The organism is Paenibacillus sp. FSL R5-0744 (genome assembly GCF_037972555.1).
Taxonomy (GTDB): domain Bacteria; phylum Bacillota; class Bacilli; order Paenibacillales; family Paenibacillaceae; genus Paenibacillus_AQ.
Genome location: NZ_CP150228.1, coordinates 2577244 through 2596272, shown reverse-complemented (window position 1 = coordinate 2596272; position 19029 = coordinate 2577244). Strand labels below are relative to the sequence as shown.

General features: G+C 43.1%; 15 protein-coding genes. 2 read left to right on the top strand and 13 right to left on the bottom strand.

Features of this window, described 5'->3' with window-relative positions; translation table 11 throughout:
- Nucleotides 1–15: 15 nt before the first annotated feature.
- From cysK to MKY19_RS11130, 6 genes are all read right to left on the bottom strand, one after another.
- Nucleotides 16–936 (bottom strand): cysteine synthase A, encoded by a 921-nt coding sequence (cysK, locus tag MKY19_RS11155; protein ID WP_339270495.1) that lies wholly within the window; start codon nucleotides 934–936, stop codon nucleotides 16–18.
- Nucleotides 937–1090: 154 nt separating this feature from the next.
- The gene (locus MKY19_RS11150) at nucleotides 1091–5023 is read right to left on the bottom strand and encodes a discoidin domain-containing protein (RefSeq protein WP_339802762.1); all 3933 of its coding nucleotides are present in this window, start codon (nucleotides 5021–5023) and stop codon (nucleotides 1091–1093) included.
- A gap of 361 nt (nucleotides 5024–5384) precedes the next feature.
- Complete coding sequence (locus MKY19_RS11145) at nucleotides 5385–7079, bottom strand: methyl-accepting chemotaxis protein (RefSeq protein ID WP_339802760.1); 1695 nt, start codon at nucleotides 7077–7079, stop codon at nucleotides 5385–5387.
- 164 nt (nucleotides 7080–7243) lie between these two features.
- Entirely contained in the window at nucleotides 7244–7942 is a 699-nt protein-coding gene (locus tag MKY19_RS11140) for a cyclic nucleotide-binding domain-containing protein (protein ID WP_076283011.1), read from the bottom strand.
- Between the two features lie 198 nt (nucleotides 7943–8140).
- The gene (locus MKY19_RS11135; RefSeq protein WP_339802756.1) at nucleotides 8141–8665 is read right to left on the bottom strand and encodes a hypothetical protein; all 525 of its coding nucleotides are present in this window, start codon (nucleotides 8663–8665) and stop codon (nucleotides 8141–8143) included.
- Between the two features lie 24 nt (nucleotides 8666–8689).
- A complete protein-coding gene (locus MKY19_RS11130) occupies nucleotides 8690–10189 on the bottom strand; it encodes a DUF4173 domain-containing protein (protein WP_339802754.1) in 1500 nt (499 codons plus the stop codon).
- Nucleotides 10190–10301: 112 nt separating this feature from the next.
- Between MKY19_RS11130 and MKY19_RS11125 the strand changes: the two genes are divergently transcribed.
- Entirely contained in the window at nucleotides 10302–11996 is a 1695-nt protein-coding gene (locus tag MKY19_RS11125) for an ABC transporter substrate-binding protein (RefSeq protein WP_339802751.1), read from the top strand.
- A 28-nt stretch (nucleotides 11997–12024) separates the two neighbouring features.
- Here MKY19_RS11125 and MKY19_RS11120 read toward each other — a convergent pair whose 3' ends face one another.
- The 6 genes from MKY19_RS11120 to MKY19_RS11095 form a co-directional block, all read right to left on the bottom strand.
- Entirely contained in the window at nucleotides 12025–12495 is a 471-nt protein-coding gene (locus MKY19_RS11120; protein WP_339804265.1) for a DinB family protein, read from the bottom strand.
- Nucleotides 12496–12509: 14 nt separating this feature from the next.
- Nucleotides 12510–12953, bottom strand: a complete 444-nt coding sequence (locus MKY19_RS11115) for a GNAT family N-acetyltransferase (RefSeq protein WP_042187171.1) — start codon at nucleotides 12951–12953, stop codon at nucleotides 12510–12512.
- A gap of 51 nt (nucleotides 12954–13004) precedes the next feature.
- The gene (locus MKY19_RS11110; protein ID WP_339270481.1) at nucleotides 13005–13451 is read right to left on the bottom strand and encodes a hypothetical protein; all 447 of its coding nucleotides are present in this window, start codon (nucleotides 13449–13451) and stop codon (nucleotides 13005–13007) included.
- Nucleotides 13444–14673 carry a HAMP domain-containing sensor histidine kinase gene (locus MKY19_RS11105; RefSeq protein WP_339802748.1) on the bottom strand — a complete coding sequence of 410 codons (1230 nt, stop codon included), beginning with the start codon at nucleotides 14671–14673 and terminating at the stop codon, nucleotides 13444–13446. Before MKY19_RS11105 ends, MKY19_RS11110 begins: the two co-directional genes overlap by 8 nt.
- 247 nt (nucleotides 14674–14920) lie before the next feature.
- The gene (locus tag MKY19_RS11100) at nucleotides 14921–16339 is read right to left on the bottom strand and encodes an NAD-dependent malic enzyme (RefSeq protein WP_076298432.1); all 1419 of its coding nucleotides are present in this window, start codon (nucleotides 16337–16339) and stop codon (nucleotides 14921–14923) included.
- Nucleotides 16340–16423: 84 nt separating this feature from the next.
- Nucleotides 16424–16924 carry a GNAT family N-acetyltransferase gene (locus MKY19_RS11095; RefSeq protein WP_339802745.1) on the bottom strand — a complete coding sequence of 167 codons (501 nt, stop codon included), beginning with the start codon at nucleotides 16922–16924 and terminating at the stop codon, nucleotides 16424–16426.
- Between the two features lie 226 nt (nucleotides 16925–17150).
- On the opposite strand from MKY19_RS11095, the gene MKY19_RS11090 reads away from it, so the two are divergent.
- Entirely contained in the window at nucleotides 17151–18146 is a 996-nt protein-coding gene (locus MKY19_RS11090; RefSeq protein ID WP_339802742.1) for an acryloyl-CoA reductase, read from the top strand.
- Nucleotides 18147–18198: 52 nt separating this feature from the next.
- On the opposite strand, the gene MKY19_RS11085 is transcribed toward MKY19_RS11090, so the two are convergent.
- Nucleotides 18199–19017: a cupin domain-containing protein gene (locus MKY19_RS11085; RefSeq protein WP_339802739.1), complete on the bottom strand. Its 819-nt coding sequence runs from the start codon at nucleotides 19015–19017 to the stop codon at nucleotides 18199–18201.
- Nucleotides 19018–19029 lie beyond the last annotated feature (12 nt).

The window sequence follows — 19029 nt, the reverse complement described above, 5'->3', positions numbered from 1 at the left end:
TTCCTCCAAACGAAGTTAGAATATTCCCATGCTCAGGTATCGTTCCCCCGCATCAGGTGCAATACATAGCACTCGCTTGCCGGCCCCGAGGCGCCGTGCTTCCTGCAATGCTGTCCATACTGCGGCTCCACCTGATGGGCCAAGCAGAATTCCTTCCTGTGCTGCCAGCATTCTCACGGTATTCAGTGCATCTTCATCCGAAACTTGAACAATTTCATCGTAGACCTTTGTATTCAGAATGGCGGGTATAAAGCCCGGACTGGTTCCAACCAGCTTATGCGGTCCAGGCTTTCCACCGGATAATACTGGTGAGCCCTGCGGCTCAACAACTAGAATACGAATATCTGGAAGCTGCTCACGCAACACTTCCCCAGTACCAGTTATCGTACCACCTGTTCCCGAAGAAGCAACGAACACGTCCAGCTTCCCTTCCATTTGCTCCATAATTTCAAGAGCTGTCGTAGTACGGTGAATGTCAGGGTTCGCTTTGTTCTCAAATTGCTGTGGAATAAAGCTGTTTGCCACTTCTTTCCCCAGCTCGATTGCTTTTGTTATAGCTCCCGGCATCCGCTCCGCTGCAGGAGTCAGAACAACTTCAGCGCCATAAGCCTTTAGAATGTTGATTCGTTCCTTCGTCATATTGTCAGGCATGACAAGAATCGCTTTATAGCCTTTTGCAGCGGCATTCATAGCCAATCCAATGCCTGTATTTCCGCTTGTCGGCTCTATAATGGTCCCTCCGGGCTTCAGCAGCCCGGCTAGTTCTGCTTGCAGGATCAGATTATAAGCTGCTCTATCCTTTACACTGCCACTGGGATTGAAGCGTTCCAGCTTTACATATAGTTCTGCATCTTGGGGGGTGGTCAACCGATTTAGTCGCACAACCGGTGTATTCCCAATCAGCTCAGTTATATTGTTAACAACTAGTGGTGTCATATATAGCGCCTCCTTCATTACTTTACATACCCTTCATTGTAACTTGAGTGGTACCTCCTGTCGATTCTGGAGCTTGCAAGCTCCCTAAGTTAAAAAACCGCCTCCCAAATTTATGGGTAGGCGGCTTCATTATAACTGACTACTGATCTACAATTTACGGATTCACGTTAATGGTAAAAGTAGATGTATTATTCTTAATATTTGTTACCGTGTTCGTAATCTTCAGATTGTTGAAGGTTGCTGAGCCTCTGGCTGGACCTTGACCAGCCTCAGCAGCTTCATTCACCCAGATACCCACTCCGGATTTACTATCAAAAGCATCGCCGCTCTTCTGCGCACCGGTAATTGTAACATTATTAAAGATGGTATCTGTTACAGGGAATTGTGGAGTGGAACCTACATAGTTGGTCTGGAACATGATGCCATGATAGGTCGGATCAATGATATCCACATCATTGACTCGGATACCTTGGAAGACCTTGGAGGCCGAGAATACCCAGATCGCCGGGAAAGTCTGCGCGCCCCAGAAATGCCCACCTGCACGAACAATAGAAATATTCTCAAAATTCGTAGTCGGTGAAGCTCCGAAGCCATTCATCGGATATCCAAAGTCTAAAGAGCTGATTGTAATCCCGGAGTAGCAAAGTGTATCCGCAATATAAATATTACGGAAGGTATTTGCGTATCCACCATAGACAGCTACGCCAGCAGCACGCCAAGTCAAGATTGAAGTGAGGTTCTCATAGATGTTATCCTTCATATCTGCACCACCAGAATCAATCGCCGAGAACAATGCAAAGCTATCATCACCTGTTGCCCGTGCTTCAATATTAGACACCAGGTTATTCGTGCTTCCATTAGTCATATTGATGCCGTCAGCGAAGGTGTTACGTATACGGGAGTTTTTAATCACCATGTTATCGGTATTGGCTCCCCAGTACATACAGACCTGATGTTCAGTCCAGATGTTGTCGATCGTAATGTTCGCCACATTGGAGAAATCAAATACTTTACCAGGACCGTCGATACGAGAAGTATAGTTTCCGAAATAAGCGAAATTCGCAAAGGTAGATCCATTCGCAGTATCACTGGCTCGGAATCCGACATCGGTATTCTCTTGGTTAGTTGGAGCAATGAACCTTGTATACCAAGGACCCGCACCGATAACCTTCACTGCCTTGCCGTAGACCTGAAACTTGTTGGAGGTCTGATAGTTTCCTGGTGGCAAATATACACCTACGAGATTTCCTGTGGTGTCCATCCGCACTTTATCAAGCGCATTTTGAACATCCTGATGCGTAAAGCCTGCAGGAACAGTGTATTTAGCCGGATCTGGATTAGCAATCGGTGAAACCTGCTCCAGACTGATGAAGTCGATGGCGTATTGAGAAGTGTTAGCGGTGTCCTTTTGTAAACGGATCGTACTTCCTGCCGGAATGGTACTATCAAACATAATGTTAGCTTCATCATAAATATGCCGTGGAAAACCTGCGCTTGGCGAATTTCCAGGACTTGTCTCAGAACCGTACAACCATGCATATTTAGAGGTTAAGTTAATAGCTTTGCTAAAGACACCATTAACATAGATGTTAAGCGTAGCATTTGTGCCGTCACCACTCGCTGAATCTGGAATCGAGAAACGAGTAACCAGAGTGTTCGTGCTGGCTTTTGTCGTGAATTCAACATAGCTACCTGTGGTGTTCAGAGTGACTGCTCTTCTGCCTGAAGCCTCACCTGCAGGATCGCCGATGGTCCGGTTGGCTGAAAGCTTCACGGCCCCACCGCCAATAACTCCATCCTCAGCCTCATACATGTCGTAAGGCATGTTCGCACCTCGACCGATGAACAGTGACTGCGTCTGAATATTATTAGCCCGTTTTACAGGCAGCTCATTAGCATCTACTGCAATTTCACTCTTCACAGTATATTTGCCATTTCCTGCAGTCCAATTACCAAGAGCTACAGGCGCTGTGGTCACCCCACTTGCGATCACGCCGTTATAGGAGCCTGTTAGAGTCTTAACCACCGCATTCGTAGTAGCATCTAAAACCGTCAGAGTTATGTTATGCGCACCACTCGCGGAAGCTGCTGTACCTTGATTCTTAATGGCAACTGAGAAGCTTACAGTGTTGCCGCCTGCTGGATTGCCAGGTGTCCAACTGACGGAGGAAGCAACCAGATCAGAACTGGACACTGGAGCAATAATAAGGGAAGCCGGACTAGTAAAACTATTATTCCCCTCATTTGATTCAATCACTGTATTATTCTCATCGACCTTTGCACTTAATGAGTAGGTTGCTGCATCTTTTGCGCCCAAGTTAAGAGATACGCTCGTTGATGCGCCAGCAGCTATAGTACCTACTGGACTAGTACCTACAAGGGTAGTGCCCAAATAAAAATTCACATTAGTTGCAGCAGATGCTAGAGATCCTATATTCTTAACTGTTGCATTAAGTGTAATGGCATCCGTCTCAATTGGAGAGGTTGGAGTCCATGTAAGAGCAGTCACCGTCAAATCTGGATTCGCAGATGGTGTACCAATTACCTGAAATTCAGCAATTTGACCAGCACTTGAACCAGAGTTGGTAGTGATCTTTAGCTGCAATTCACTAGCCGTAGCCGTGACCGGAATCGTCACTGTATTACCGGTTGCCGGATTAAAGGTATACACGGTCGCAGGTACAAGACTCGTAAAAGCCGTTGTATTCTGATTATGCCCAAGCACTTGAATGGTCTGAGTACGTGTGGACCACGCCGATGCAGGATTCAGCTTGAGAACAACCGATGTAACATCAGCATTACTGCCCAAATTAACAGTTAATGTGTTCGGATAACTTCCCCCTGCCCCCTCCCAATAAGTAGTTACATCACCGTCATTCGCATTCGTCTGCACAAAGGTAAAGACTGAGGACGACGCAGTTATACTTTTGTTCAAAGCCAAATTTGAACCCGTCCCAGGTGTTGGGGTTACTGTTGGGGTTACCGTTGGTGTCGGTGTTACTGTCGGTGTTGGGGTTGGTGTTGGCGTTGGTGTGGCCGTTGGTGTTGGGGTTGGTGTTGGCGTTGGTGTGGCCGTTGGTGTTGGGGTTACTGTCGGTGTTGGCGTTGGTGTCGGTGTGGCCGTTGGCGTTGCCGTTGGTGATGGTGTTGCTGTCGGTGCTGAAGATGGAGTAAGGATCAGGTTGTCCAGATTCACGTTTCCAGTATCACCAGCGTCATATTTATAAGTAATCGTATTAGCACCAGCATTCAAGGCTAGCGTTTCAACCTTTGTGGACCATGTATTCCAGTTGGCCAGATTTAAAAGAGAAGATTGCTTTAATTTCGTCCCATTTACATAAATACTTACCGTTTTTGTGCTGCCTGAAGCATTTGCATATTTTAATGCGGCATCATAGTTTCCAGCAGAGGCAACATTAACACTAAAGGCAGTCGTTGCTCCTTGTGTCAAATAGCCATCTACAAATCCGGTTCCGGTATAACCGGTATGATCTGTATTGACTTTTGCTCCACCGGATAAAGCAGCATTCTCCGCTTCATATCCTGTTGTTGGGAGTGTTGTTGTGCTGCCATAAATCTCAAATTCCGATAACTGTGCTGCTGGCCATCCTGTATTTGCCGTGAAGTTCAATTTAACATATCTAGCACTCGCAGCTGTAAAATTAATGGTCACAGTATTAGATCCGCTTGCTGGATTAAAGGTGTAATTGGCAGAGGCTGCTAAATTAGTGTAAGTAGAATCATCAGAGCTTCCCTCCACCGACAACGTTTGGGTTCTTGTTTCCCAGTTCGTCGGCAGTTTTAGAACAACCTGATTGACACTGCTTACGTCGCCTAAGTCCACTTTAATCCATTGCGGGAATGCGTTACTTACACTCTCCCAATACGTTCCTTGATTGCTGTCATTGGCATTAGTTGCTACATAAACATCGCCAAATGAGCTTGAAGTAATGCTTTTACCTTGGGCTAAATTCCCCGCAGCTAAACTCACCGAGGGGTACAACGCTAATTGACCTACAAACAATATTACAATCAAAAAATACATTACTGCCGACTTACCCGTAATTTTTTTAGAAGCTGCTATCATTAGAGAACCACCTCCCAAAGTTTTGTGAAGCTATGCAGCCAATAAGAATACGCTTTCAAAATAGTATTGTTATAGACATTCGCCTCCTAAAATGGACCTGATAGTTTTCAACGAGACTTAACAATCGTTTTATTATTAGCTGCCTGTCCTCCCGTATCCTTGACTCTGACTTCAATAAGTCACTGATCTATACCCAGAGGTTGACCACAAACTAACTAATAATGGTAATAATATAAGTTATAGTAAGGTGGACGTCGATGGCAATTTCTATGCTTAGTATGTGGGATATTACGTTCAACCAAATAAAAAAAGAAAGCTCCAGAGAGCACTGGGATTCCCCCTCAACTCTCCGAAGCTCGCCTTATACATTAAATCTAGCTACCAGCCCCTGTAGTCCATGAGCCATTAAGTTTAATTCACTTGCAGAGGAAGCAATTTGTTCCACCGAAGCCCTTTGCTCTTGTGAGGCTGCCGACACATGTTGTGTACTCGCTGCAGTCGTTTCTGCAATTGTCGTAACACTTCGAAGCGATTCCACAATCTCTTCCGTAGCCGCTGTGATCTCTTCCACAGCTCCGGATACTTCCTGAACCTGCTCGGCTAGTGAATCTATAGATAACCGAATCTCACCAAAGGAACGTCCAGCCTGCTGAATAATCTCCGTGCCTCCCCTTACTTCACTCATACTACTCATCATAACCTTCATCGCATTATCTGCTTCACTTTGAATCCCGCTCGCCATTTCCGCAATTTGATTAGCGGATTCTGCGGATTGCTCTGCCAGCTTACGAACCTGGTCGGCAACTACAGCGAAGCCTCTCCCTTGCTCACCCGCGCGGGCTGCCTCAATCGTCGCATTTAACGCTAGCATATTCGTTTGCGAAGCGATCCCTTTTATAACTCCTACAACACCGCCAATTTCCTGTGATCGATTCACAAAGCCTTGGACTTGCTGTGACAAAGAATGTATAGATCGATTAATGGATTCCATCTGCTGACCAGCCGCCAGAAGTGATTCATCTCCGGCAATAGCAAACGACGCAGAGCGATGCGAGGCTTCAGAAATATCCTGAACACTAGAGGCAATTTGACCGATTCCAATCGATATTTCTGAAATTGTTATTGTATTGGTCTGTAGATCATTCATCTGTTTAGCAGTTCCCGAAGCTACTTCACCCATAATATCCGATATTCGTTCTGTCGCACCTGCTGTCACTCCACTATCCGAGGTAAGATTTGTAGAGGAATTCGCGAGACTATTCGCCGATAGCTTCACTTGTTCAATCATCGAGCCCAAATTTTCTGTCATTTTATTAAAATTAAACGCCAGTTCACCAATCTCATCTTTTGACCGGACATTTAGCTTGCGAGTAAGATCGGCATCTCCATCTGCAATCTCCTTCAGCTGTGTGTTCACATCACGAAGTGGTTTAATAATTCGTCCAGATATTAATAGTGCAAGAATTAGGGCAAGAACAACCGATAATCCGGTCACACCAAAGCTAGTAATCATAGCGTTATTACGATGGGCTTCTGCTTGACTCTGCCCGTTCTGTATTTCCTCCATGAGCATGCTCTGGAATACAATCTGAGATTCAATCATTGAATCTAAAGATAAATTGGTAAACTTCGTCTGCGCTTCCGGGAAGTTTCCGTCCTTGGCTAAGGCGAAGGCTTCCTTCAAAACGATCAAATAATCATTCCATTTCCCCTTCAGCTCCGTTACACCCTTTAGTTCTTCTTCACTTAATCTAACACTCTCCAGCTCCTTGATGGCATTCTCAATCAATGGGAGCGTCTCTTCGTACTTAGAAAGATATGATTTCCGCTCAGCCTCTGTGTTGCTCATCACATAACGAGCCCCTAGCTCATCTGCCGTACGAATTTTATCCGTTAATCCCTGTACAAGCGACAGTTTGTTCCAATTGCGATTGACCTGATCCGTCAGCATCGTAGCCTTTCCTTGAAACCATGTGTTTCCTGCTATTGCCACTAGAAAGACCACAATCACAGCTGTAAATCCCAATATCATTTTTCCGCGGATATTTCTGAACATCGTTGTTCCTCATCTCTATATGTATAGTAGGTTTCTAATTGGTACTTTTATCCTACTATTGTTCCCTTAAGCCACTCTGAATTTGAACTGAATGTTCGCTTAAAAAAACAAAAAGACCTCTACGTCCGGCCCAAGGCTGGAACTAATGGTCTTTAGAGATCTTTTTATTCGTATAAATTTCCGTTCGCCAGCTCAGCGAGCTTCCCTTCGTCCAGTACGCTTAGGCGTCCACGATTTCGTGTAATAATTCCTTCATCAATGAACCGACGCACGATCCGGTTAAGATGCCGATAACTTGTACCTAACAACTCTGCTGTCTCTATAAGGCTAGAGGTCCGAATCTCCTCCACACGTCGGTCACCGTTTTTATCGGCGAATAAAGACATCAAATAGCTGGCAAATCGATTCTCGACCGGATACAACAGGTTAAGTGCGGAGGCTTGACCGAGCGTATGCAATTTGTGACTAAGTTCCCCTACGAGAAAACGTAACAAAGCTGTATTTTCCTCAAGCTCTCTCAGCAGTAATCTTCTCCCGGCAAAAAGAATCAAGCTCTCACCCACAGACTCCACTTGATTCTTGACAGGAAAGCGATGAAGCAGCTCCACATCCCCAATCACTGATATCGGATTTGTAAACCGCACCAGCATAGATTTGCCGTTCGGCAGCAGTGTCTGAATTTTGAGCTTGCCCTCAACCAATATGAACATCCCATCCAACTGATCGCCAACCAAACACAGCTTCTCTTCATCCGTATAACGTCTCAATTCCATTTTATACGTGACTAGCGGGCTAAAAATTCCGTCCAGACCGTTCTTCACTGCCAAGGCACGGACAGCTTCACGGTCATTTATCGTTTGCATGTGGTGCCCCCTCTATTGTTTGCTCAAATAAGTGTAATTTAGAATACCCCACAAAAAAAGGACATATGTCCTTTTTAATAATATAAGAAAGTATAAGTTTCACACAATACTATATTTCTTATATTTCTCGCTTAACCGCTTATCGACCTTATAAGGAAGCCGAAGGCGTTTATGCTTGTAAGGATATCCCAAAACACCTTACATCACAACAGAGTCCACACTATATCGGATCATATTTACTTTCTGATCTTGTAACCAAAATTCTAAATTCCGATGATTGATTTTATCCACATACCCGATAATATCAGCCCCTTGTTCCCCTCTTTTATAATAAGAAGAGCCATAAGCTCCAATCACATCATCTGTAGAAGACCCCACATGAATACCTCTGGCAGTACTTATCTTCAGATCGGAATAGACGCTAATTACAATGATTTTATCGTCACCACGCGCTGTGGCTACTGTTGTTTCGTTGTCCAAATGATAATATTGATACCGTTCAATATCGTCACGTGGTTTAGGTGCCTGGATGAGCGATTCGAGACTCTGAAGCAGCTGGATGTCTCCCAGACGTTCCTGCTCTAAATTGCTGCTGGATACACGAGAGTAATGACTTTGTCTTGGGGCATTGTATAAATAAATATGATAGATCCCATAACTTAAACCTACCGTAATAAAAATGATGATAAATAACCAGCCGTTACTAAATGGCTTTTTTCTCACTTTCCTCACACCTTCTTCTAACCTTTACTGTGCAAAATACTTCTCCAGCTCACGCTGCGCCTGATATTCCGGGAAATTAAAGGACTGCCACTTCCGCTCTCGCTGAGCACCGTCCCACCATTTGTTTTTCAAAAATTGATCTAGCATCCCGTCTTCCTTACGACTGAACTTAATCAGAGAGGGGATGACTTCCGGTGACAGACCAACCAAATAATCTGCATCCAGCTTACCACTCACCTCATAACGCTCCATATTCTTATTAGCTATAATGACATCCATACCTATATAGTTCATAACAACATAAGAGGTCAGACCTAGCACAATATAACATTTAGCCAACGGCAAACGGGGCACTACAATCCGTACAGCTGCAAGAATCAACAGCAAACCCATAAGTATCATAAATGCATGAACTAGGAAACGAATCGTAGTATATCCATACGCCTTTTCATATAGGGTTAGTCTAGTATAGGCAGAATACAACATGACAGTTGAACAGCCAACTAAGATATACAGCATAATATTAATGACTTTTTGGAGCAGTCCGCCCCTCTTTCCTTCTGATCCCAATGCCAGCATTAGAATCACGAAATTAATCGCGGTCACCATAATTAACTCGAAGAATCCACTACGAGCGTAATCAGCATAGGAACTACCCTCTGGTAACATCCCTTCCCAAGCTCCAAACAAGTAAGAAAATTGGACGATTACGAATAGAACATATACCGTGTTAATAGCTATAAGAATTGTCGTCATAATTACTGGATCAACCTTAAAGGTCACAGGCGCCTGCACAGGTCCATACTCCCTTGGTTGCACATTCCAGTCATAGACCTTCGAATCTACAAAGCCCCATACTAAACCGAACAATCCCATGCCTATCAGGAGTACCCATAACGTCCGCACAATAATTTCACCAAATGAAATTCGATCCAGCATATTTGGCAGCCATATTAGCACATGATGAAACACACCATCGGCCGAGGCCAGCAGGGTAATCACTACAAGCAGTATCGGTAAAGAGATCGCAAGTCCTGTAAACACTTTCCCCAGCACTTGCTTGCGTCCATCCTTCACCTTACTATCACTGCTACTTTTGACGTCCTTGAACACAGTACCCCAGTGGCGAAAGTTCTGGGGAAGCAAATGCTCTAGTGTATCCCAAAGTATTCTGAATTGACTCCAAGAGGGGCGTTTATCACTTAGCAAATAAGTCATATGTAATAAAATCAGCACAGGGATTACTAATAGGTTCAACCCAAAGTAGAAAAGATTATGAAACAACACATAGGTCATCGAGAGTAGAAAAATCGCTCCAAACCAGAAATAACTGAGTTTGGTCAGTTTGCGCATTTTAGCCTTAGCGTAATAAAGCATATAAACATAAAACAGACAAACGAAGATAGGATAAGAAACACCTGGCAACTTTCCGTAGAACAACAACTGATGAACAATCGCCAGTAAGAAGGCAACAATTAAAGCGGCAAGTGATCGATTAAGCTTAAGCTCCGTTTCATCGGTCATGGTAAACACCCCCATATTCTTACTTTCTTATCCTTATTCTAAGTGATAAAATAAGAAAAAAAAGAGAAAGAATTTTTTAATAATTTCCTATTTTCTGAAAGGGACTTAAACCATGAAGCTGCATAGCCAATATTTAAAGCTGCACTCGCAGTTTGGGGGAGTCACAGAAATCTCAGTTACGATGGATGAGCTAGCCTTGACCTTCGGATGTACACACCGCAATGCCATGCATATTGTGAATAAAATGATGCAGCTGGAATGGGTCCAATGGACGCCGAAGCGCGGACGTGGAAGTCGTTCCTTATTACAGTTCCTTGTCCCTTCCGAAGAAATTGCGCTTCAATCCATGATGCAGGCTATCAGCCGTAAAGATGTTCACAAAGCTATTGATGGCATCAAAACCCATGCCAGCTCTTCCTCGCTGCAGGATACTTTACAAGGCTGGCTGCTGACCTATTTTGGTCATCATTCCGAAATCCGAAGTGACAAACAGATTGATACCCTGCGGCTTCCCATCACCCAGCAGCTACATACCTTCGACCCGCTTCATATGAATCTATTGGCAGAGTCTTTTGTTTCCAGTCATGTCTTCGACGGATTAGTGAGACGCAGCGGGGAACGGGATAAGATTGTGCCTAGTCTTGCTCATGCCTGGGAAGTGGATGTGAGCCGTACGATTTGGACTTTTTTTCTTCGCAAAGAAGTGCTGTTTCATCATGGAAAAGTACTGACGGCAAAAGATGTAGTCTATTCCTTGGGACGGCTGATGCAAACCTCAAAGCGGACACTCTATAGCTATATTTTCAAAGAAATCCAGCAAGTTATCGCACTAAACCCATCCACCGTTCAAATTACACTTAAACAGCCCAATGAGCTATTCCTCCCTTTCTTGTGTACGAGTAGAGCGGCAATTGTTCCGCGTGATTTAGAAGGAATGGACGAACCTAGCTTTGGCCGCAGACCTGTGGGGACAGGACCATTTAAGGTTGTGGACATGAATGAGGACACTTGTGTGCTGGAGGTTTTTCCTTATTATTTTCTAGGAAGAGCTCATTTAGATCGAGTCGAAATAATGTATGTTCCGTGGGATACTACGTCCGATTCCTCAGATACTGGCTCGGCTTTTCATGTGATTCAGAATCCTTCATCCAACAATTCTTCTTCTTGGAGTCGGATTCATTCAGAGTCCTACATCCGTAAATTTGTTACCTGCAACACACAAAAAAAAGGACCGCTTAGCGACCCCCTTCTTCGGGCAAAGATCGTATCCTGTTTAAAAGATGATTCAGCGTCTGTAACGCTTAAGTCGATGGAAGACCTTGAGGTCACCTTGCAAATAACCACCATTCCGCAATATGCTAACGATGCTGAATGTATTGCTACTAAACTAGAGCGTCAAGGTTATCCGTGTACAGTTGTTTCCGTGTCTCCAGAGGAGTTCAAGGGCCCGATCCGACTGGAGGCCGACCTGATTGTTTTTTCATTATTTCGTGACGAGGATGAACAGCTTCGTTTATTTGATCTATATCTCACGCTTTCCCAGCATATAGAACCGCATACTCGTGCGGATATTGAAGGCTGGCTCTATACCATTGCACGAGAACCTAACCCTGAGGCTAGATCCGAGAGCTTTAGTATGATCGAGAACCGTCTTCTTGAGGAACATCATCTGCACATCTTGTATGAAAAACCCACCCAAACTGCTTATCTCCCCTCGGTTCGAGGAGTTAGCTTCAATAGTCAGGGCTGGGTTGATCTTCGTCATTTGTGGTTCCCGCCGCTGCTTTCCAGCGACAGCACTTCATGATATAAACAATGTCCAGTCGATTCCCGAATCATCGGAGCCCTTTTCCAATCAAATTGGCAGAAACTGGCTCCTTCCCGATTTCCCTTGCCCAAACGGACAACTGTCCGACATGATGAATTTCATGAGCGATCACATGGCGCATCACTTCACCCCAAGTATCCGTCACGATCCGGCCATCCGCCAGGTGATCCTCAAAAATATTCCGCTCCAAACCCGCATGCCAAGAAAGTACAAAGGGCTCTACATCGGGCCGGAATTTCGCATCTAGTTCTCTTACCTGCTGCAAAGACTTGTAATGTTCGAAATCCTCCTGAAAATCCGGTTTACCTTGCAACACTTGAATCCAGCTCCACTCCACATCAACAATATGAAACAGAGTCTTCAATATGCTGCCTACACCACCAGTACGTGCCCCAAGTAGCTCTTCTTCAGAAATACTCTCACACCACTCGTACCATTGTTCACGAACTATCCAGTTATATTGAAAGAATGTTTGCAGATCAAGGCCTCCTTTTAATGGGAACTTAGATGTTTCCGGTACCCTTCCACCTTCTCATCTCTATACCCTAACGATTCATAAAAAATATGCGCTTCCTTACGCTTCTCTCCAGAGACTAAAATGATATAAAAGCAGTCTCTCTCGTGAGCCATTTCTTCAATGGCAAGCATTAGTTTTTTACCCACACCTTGACGACGGGCCCGCGATGAAACTACTACATTCTCAATTACCATAAACGGTTTGCAATCTCCTACCAGGTCATGACAGACAATCCCCATCAAAGACCCCATCAACTCCCCGTCCACAAAAGCGCCCAACAATATGTACCGACGATCTGCCTTAATTACTTTAAATACTTCTTCTAGTTTATTAAGATCCGATGGTTGATCCATCAGCTCCTGATATAAATCACCAAGTTCATGGAGAGACTCCAATTCTATTTCTTTAATAACGACCATAAATGTTCAACCTGCTTTCTTTAATTTAAGAATCTTTCTCCACATGCTCCACTATTTACGAACCTTCAGTTCAAATTCATCCTTCTGCCCATCCCACTCTACAACAACCTTAATAATCGAGTCCTCGTGTTCAAACGCCCCGCTTCCACCTCTTTCGGACTTCAGCTCACTTTTTCTTACTCCCTCGACATCTTCTAAGGTTTTACTTCCTCCACCTGATGTTCCCTTGAAGCTATATTTAAATGAATTAATCTTATCAAGATCCGTTTGCTCACCTTTATATTTAAGCTCAAATGTAGATTGCTGCGAGGTTTCATAATCTGGTCTCTCACCCTTTTTATCGATGAACTTCTCTGTTGCCTTTTGAACATACTCAGCCGACCATACTTTTCCTTCACCTGTAAATGTGTAATTGTGTTTATAGGTAGTTGTATTGCAGGCAGCAAGAAGAACTATGATTATTCCAGACAGCATCAGTGCGGATAGCTTCTTAATCATTATAGATCCCTCCCGATTCTGATAAAAAGCGAATAGTAACTGTTGTCCCCTTACCTTCAGAGCTATTATAATAAATTTCCCCACCATATTTTTCTACAATATTAAAGCAAATCATTAACCCTAAACCGGTTCCATTACTTTTTAATGAATAAAAAGGCGTGCCCAGCGACTTAACCTCAGCCTCGGACATCCCACTTCCTTCATCGGTGATCATGATCTCGATAAAATTATTATTTCTATTTGCTATGACTGAGACGGATTTCCCTACATCTGAGGCTTCCAGCGCATTTTTTATAATATTAATGAGTAACTGCTTAAACTCAATTTTATTAATGGAAATAAAACAATCTTCCTCTACCTTTATATCGATTTGGTTATCAGATAGCATGGCATAGGAATGAAGCAGACCCGTTACACTTTGAAGGACATCCTTCACATCCACTTTCTCTAGTCTTTGATCTCCATTTGGTTTGGATAGGGTTAGAAATTGAGAGATAATCTGTTCTACTGTGTTTAATTCATTAATCATTAAGTTGAACTTACTTTTTTTAGAATCATCAAATGAATCGTCCTCTTTGAACAATTGCAAAAAACCTCTAACCACGGTTATAGGATTTCGTATTTCATGTGCAACAGCAGCTGTTAATTGTCCTACCATCTTTAACCGCTCGGATTGCTGTAATTGTTCATAATACAGTTGCTGCTTTTTCATCCGTTTAAATGATAAATGGAAAATGAAAAACAATAGTGCTTGAACAGCTATTATATTTATAATGTTGCCTAAAATGTCATGATGTAAATAAGTATATAATTCACCTTTATCAATAAAGATGACATAACTAAAAGTAATTACCATCAATATCCCATTTATAATAAAGGAAAAGTAGAACAATTTTAAATCAAAAAATAGAATAGAAAGTGCAGGAATAAGGCAAATCAAAATATAGGTGGTCCAAGTTTGAGGATATAAAAAGAAAAGCGTATAGAAGTAAGCAAATCCAAAAAGAATGATGATCTTTCTAAAGGTATATGTCTCATACTTAGGATAGATCCATAAACTAATGGATAGAATCATCACGCACAAAAAATGTACCATGTATCCAAAATTAATCCCATTTATCTCTGTTGTAGACAGTATTAATCCAGATATCATAAGGGTAATATTTAATAACATTACAATGTAATAGATTTTTCGATTCACCTGACTGTAAAACTCTCTCATGAATTCACCACTTCTAAATTAATTTAACCCTTTTTTGGATACTGCCCTCTCTAGAGGCAAAATTTAAGGGCACCCACTTGGATGCCCTTTCTACATCTCATACATTATTGTAATTATATCAGCCACTTTACTAAAATGGGAATAAATACTTTAGCCCTAATTATGATACGCCTCTCAGTTATGTGTCAATGTATAAAAAATAGACCACTCTCTCACAAAGCAGAGCAGTCCATTTATAGTATCGCTTTTATTCCATATCCTTATCAATATCCTTAGGAATCCGGCGGGCTACATCCGTTGCAATAGCTGCATGGATCACTGCCAGACGCACTAACTCTACCACTTTTTCGTTAAAAATACTCGGGATTACGTATTGCTCATTAACTTCATCCGGATGAACGACTGAAGCAATCGCTTTTGCCGCGGCTAGCTTCATTTCAAGATTCACTGTTTTTGCTCTGCAATCCAGTGCGCCACGGAAAATACCCGGAAAACACAGCACATTGTTGATCTGATTCGGATAGTCACTTCTACCTGTCGCTAACACGCGAACAAAAGGCTCGGCCAATTCTGGTTCAATCTCCGGTGTCGGATTAGCCATTGCAAACACAATGTTATCGCTGGCCATACTCTTGAGATGATCGACGGATAGAATCCCACCACGTGACACCCCAATAAAGACATCTGCTCCCTGCATAACCTCCGTCAGTCCACCTTCAATACCTTCCGGGTTAGTTGCATCAGCAAGCTTCCGCCATTCCTGATTATCATACTGAAGATCTTTTCTAAGAACACCTTCACGATCTACCGCGTAGATTTTGCGAGCTCCTGCCGCCAGAAGCATATTACAGATGGACACACCAGCCGCACCTATACCCACAACGACAATTCGAACATCTTCGATAGATTTATTTACTACTTTAAGCGCATTCAAAAGACCTGCCAAAACTACAACAGATGTACCGTGCTGATCATCATGAAATACCGGAATATCCAGCTCTTCGGCAAGCCGACGTTCAATCTCGAAACAGCGCGGAGAACTGATATCTTCTAAGTTGATTCCCCCAAATCCAGGAGATACTGCTTTAACGATATTAATGATTTCATCTGAATCTTTAGTATTTAAGCATAGTGGAAAAGCATCGATGTTCGCTAATTGCTTAAACAGCATAGCCTTACCTTCCATAACAGGCATAGCCGCTTCCGGTCCAATATCCCCTAGTCCAAGCACAGCCGTTCCGTCTGTAACGACGGCTACTGTATTCCGCTTCATCGTCAAAGAATAGGCTTTGTTCGGATCTTCGGCAATCGCCGTACACACTCGGGCAACTCCCGGTGTATACACCAGCGATAAATCCTCCCGATTTTTGATAGGCATTTTAGGTGTGATTTCAATTTTTCCGCCAAGATGAGCTAGAAAAGTTCGATCTGATACATTAATTACTTTGACTCCTGGCATCTTCGATAGTATAGACATCATTTCTCCATTCGAGGCATCTTGCACGTTTATTGTTATATCTCGAGTTGTTACATCCTTACCTGCACGAATCACGTCAATAGCAACGATATCTCCACCTGCAGTGGCAATTCCTGAAGCAACATCACCAAAAGAAGCAACCGATTTCCGAATTTCGAGCCTGACAATCATCGTTGTTGCAATAGCCATGAATTAGCCTCTCTTTCTTCAACCCTAAGATTTCAAATACACTATACTATACCATTTAAACAAACTTTCTTCCTATTGAATAGATCACCTTAGTATTTTTCTTAAGATAGTATTCCCTTCGGCACCCGGACCAAATACATCAGGGATTGTAGCGACGGGCACAAAGCCGTTTTTACCGTAAAAAGCAATCACATCATAATCTTCTGCATAGGTCAGCATAAGTAAACAGTAAGCTCCCCTACTCTTAACAACTTCTTCTACATGCTGTAGTAAAATACCTCCTATTCCTTTTCTGCGATGATCTTTACATACTCCAATATCTAGGACTTCGGCTCTTGCTCCAAGCGCGGGAATGCCAATCGGTGCCTCCTCATGCAGAACGGCAACAATACCAAAAGCATCGTCTTGTTCATTCTCATGATAGGCATAAAACAACGCCCCCCGCTGAAAATGTGATTGTATGCGGTGTCTCAGCCACTGCTCATGGTTAGGATTGTTTCTATCCAGATGGATATGTTCAACCTCAGCTAAGAGTTCCAAATACGGTTCGATCTCATGTTCACGAATTAACTTTATAATAGACATTTCAACAATTCTCCCTCAAAAACAAGTTGTATACCAGCAGTCTGAACTTAACACGTCCACTGTACAAATAACATGGATAGTTCGATTATAATGTTATAATACACAATCAAAGAGTCCTACACTACGTCTAACTTGCGTTATATCATAGACAATGACGAGTTGACTGATCAGAATAAATATTATATACATGTCTTACCTATAACGTAGTTGAAGGAGCTTACACTTAATGACAGAATCATTTCAAGCATTAGTTGTCGACAAAACAGAATCATCGTTCTCCGTCACTGTTAAGCCGGTTACCTTAGAAGAACTACCCGCAGGAGAAGTTGTAATTAAGGTTGCATACTCCAGTGTGAATTATAAAGACGGATTAGCCAGTATCCCTAACGGAAAAATTGTAAGATCATACCCTTTTATTCCAGGCATCGACTTATCCGGTACTGTGGTGTCTTCTACAGACGAGCGTTTTCATGAAGGACAGCAAGTTATCGCTACAGGGTATGGTATGGGTGTATCTCACTTTGGAGGATATAGCGAATATACACGAATTCCTGCCGCTTGGATCACCCCACTGCCGGAAGGACTTACACTAAGAGAAGCTATGATTTATGGTACAGCTGGACTAACTGCAGCCTTGTCCATTCAAGCTCTGGAAGACAATGACTTAGCACCAGACAAAGGCAAAGTACTCGTAACGGGAGCGACCGGTGGTGTGGGTGGATCGGCTATCGCTATGCTTAGCACAAAAGGCTATAGCGTAGTGGCCAGCACTGGTAATACAGAAGCTAACGAATATTTGAAAACTCTTGGCGCGGAAGAAGTCATTTCACGCGAAGAGGTTACGGGCGGATCTAGCAAACCATTAGAAAAGCAACTATGGCAAGGTGCTGTAGATTCCGTTGGCGGAAACTCACTTGCGTCGATTTTGAGTAAAATCTCCTACAGAGGTTCTGTTGCTGCAAGCGGCCTGACCGGTGGCACTTCTGTTCCAACTACCGTCCTTCCCTTTATTCTTCGGGGGGTTAACCTGCTCGGTATTGATTCCGTAGAGTGTCCTGCTGAGCTACGCGAAAAGGTGTGGACACGGATGGCGACTGATTTGAAGCCTGCACAGCTTGAGAACCTTGTAGATCGTGAAGTAACCTTGAATGAACTGCCACAAGCATTGGAAGATATTCTGCAAGGAAACACACGAGGCAGAGTGCTTGTCCGTTTATCTTAAGCCCTAACAAGAAAACCTCCCGGGAGATTTAATCTCAGGAGGTTTTTTGTTGTTACTCTTGATTATTTGAATATTGATAATTCGGCTGTTGTTGTACATAAGGCTGTTGGCGATAGTGCTGTTCATAGCCTTGAGTGTAGTATCCTTGCATTGGGTAAGGCTGATAATTAAAAGCTTGCGTCGCTGGAGGCATTTGAGAAGCTATAGGAATGGGCTGAGCTTGCATATGAGCATATGGCTGCATGTTTGGATGCATGTTAGGTTGCATATTTGGTTTCATATTTGCATGCATATTCATATTAGGAGACATATTTGGTGCCATATTATTGACTCCCTTTACTTTATCTTCCTCACAGCAGTCGGCAGGTGGGCCGATAAAGGTGCCAGGTTTAATAGGAGCTAACGCTTCCTTTACCAATGCTTCATTCAAACAGTAAGTATGGGCCAATACATTTGCCGGAGTTTTGCTCAAAATATCCGAGCCTAAGATAACCTCAGGAATAGGTGCGTCAAAAATGGCAAGCAGATGTGTATTATCGACAGTAGCTACTTCATAATGCCACCAGCCTTGCGGCACATTCGCCACTTGACCTGGACATATTGGGAAATGAAGAAGTTCATTTGTAAACGGATTGAGTATAGACACTACTGCTGAACCGCAGATACAATAGACAAGCTCTGCCGCATTTTGATGATAATGAGGCTCCACCACATTCGATTTGCTAAGAAAAATATCAAGGAGTGAGGTATTCTCCAGTGTGTTCAACTGCTTAACCGACAGTAAATTAATGTAGTTGTTGGCATCCTTTTTAAAGAGAGTATTAGTGTTCACATCAAAAGTAAATTGTGTATTAGGGGACGTATAATCCATGTATGAAGTCAC

Excerpts from the sequence above, each read along its gene's own strand:
- cysK (WP_339270495.1), bottom strand. The coding sequence starts at position 936 with ATGACACCACTAGTTGTTAACAATATAACTGAGCTGATTGGGAATACA.
- MKY19_RS11150 (WP_339802762.1), bottom strand. The coding sequence starts at position 5,023 with ATGATAGCAGCTTCTAAAAAAATTACGGGTAAGTCGGCAGTAATGTAT.
- MKY19_RS11145 (WP_339802760.1), bottom strand. The coding sequence starts at position 7,079 with ATGTTCAGAAATATCCGCGGAAAAATGATATTGGGATTTACAGCTGTG.
- MKY19_RS11140 (WP_076283011.1), bottom strand. The coding sequence starts at position 7,942 with ATGCAAACGATAAATGACCGTGAAGCTGTCCGTGCCTTGGCAGTGAAG.
- MKY19_RS11130 (WP_339802754.1), bottom strand. The coding sequence starts at position 10,189 with ATGACCGATGAAACGGAGCTTAAGCTTAATCGATCACTTGCCGCTTTA.
- MKY19_RS11125 (WP_339802751.1), top strand. The coding sequence starts at position 10,302 with ATGAAGCTGCATAGCCAATATTTAAAGCTGCACTCGCAGTTTGGGGGA.
- MKY19_RS11115 (WP_042187171.1), bottom strand. The coding sequence starts at position 12,953 with ATGGTCGTTATTAAAGAAATAGAATTGGAGTCTCTCCATGAACTTGGT.
- MKY19_RS11110 (WP_339270481.1), bottom strand. The coding sequence starts at position 13,451 with ATGATTAAGAAGCTATCCGCACTGATGCTGTCTGGAATAATCATAGTT.
- MKY19_RS11105 (WP_339802748.1), bottom strand. The coding sequence starts at position 14,673 with ATGAGAGAGTTTTACAGTCAGGTGAATCGAAAAATCTATTACATTGTA.
- MKY19_RS11100 (WP_076298432.1), bottom strand. The coding sequence starts at position 16,339 with ATGGCTATTGCAACAACGATGATTGTCAGGCTCGAAATTCGGAAATCG.
- MKY19_RS11095 (WP_339802745.1), bottom strand. The coding sequence starts at position 16,924 with ATGTCTATTATAAAGTTAATTCGTGAACATGAGATCGAACCGTATTTG.
- MKY19_RS11090 (WP_339802742.1), top strand. The coding sequence starts at position 17,151 with ATGACAGAATCATTTCAAGCATTAGTTGTCGACAAAACAGAATCATCG.
- MKY19_RS11085 (WP_339802739.1), bottom strand. The coding sequence starts at position 19,017 with ATGGATTATACGTCCCCTAATACACAATTTACTTTTGATGTGAACACT.